The following is an 899-nucleotide window of genomic DNA, read 5'->3' as shown; positions in this document are numbered from 1 at the left end:
ACGTGGTACCCTGTCTGAATATGGGGGGACCATTCCCCAAGGCTAAATACTCCCTAGTGACCGATAGCGAACCAGTACCGTGAGGGAAAGGTGAAAAGCACCCCGGGGAGGGGAGTGAAAGAGAACCTGAAACCGTGTACGTACAAGCAGTGGGAGCACCTTCGGGTGTGACTGTGTACATTTTGTATAATGGGTCAGCGACTTATATTCTGTAGCAAGGTTAACCGTATAGGGGAGCCGCAGGGAAACCGAGTCTTAACTGGGCGTTAAGTTGCAGGGTATAGACCCGAAACCCGGTGATCTAGCCATGGGCAGGTTGAAGGTTGGGTAACACTAACTGGAGGACCGAACCGACTAATGTTGAAAAATTAGCGGATGACTTGTGGCTGGGGGTGAAAGGCCAATCAAACCGGGAGATAGCTGGTTCTCCCCGAAAGCTATTTAGGTAGCGCCTCGTGAACTCATCTTCGGGGGTAGAGCACTGTTTCGGCTAGGGGGTCATCCCGACTTACCAACCCGATGCAAACTACGAATACCGAAGAATGTTATCACGGGAGACACACGGCGGGTGCTAACGTCCGTCGTGAAGAGGGAAACAGCCCAGACCGCCAGCTAAGGTCCCTAAGTCATGGTTAAGTGGGAAACGATGTGGGAAGGCTTAGACAACCAGGATGTTGGCTTAGAAGCAGCCATCATTTAAAGAGTGCGTAATAGCTCACTGGTCGAGTCGGCCTGCGCGGAAGATGTAACGGGGCTAAACCATGCACCGAAGCTGCGGCAGCGACGCTAGGCGTTGTTGGGTAGGGGAGCGTTCTGTAAGCCTGCGAAGGTGTGCTGTGAGGCATGCTGGAGGTATCAGAAGTGCGAATGCTGACATAAGTAACGATAAAGCGGGTGAA

1 rRNA gene is annotated in these 899 nt (G+C 52.7%); it reads left to right on the top strand.

What is annotated here, in order from left to right:
* Window positions 1-899: ribosomal RNA gene (locus tag ABD006_RS17890) — 23S ribosomal RNA — on the top strand; the annotation flags it as partial.

The sequence above is a fragment of the Salinibacillus aidingensis genome (genome assembly GCF_039522525.1).
In the GTDB taxonomy this organism is placed as follows: domain Bacteria; phylum Bacillota; class Bacilli; order Bacillales; family Alkalibacillaceae; genus Salinibacillus; species Salinibacillus aidingensis.
Note: the sequence above shows the minus strand (reverse complement) of the source record. Positions and strands in the feature narration are given on the sequence as shown.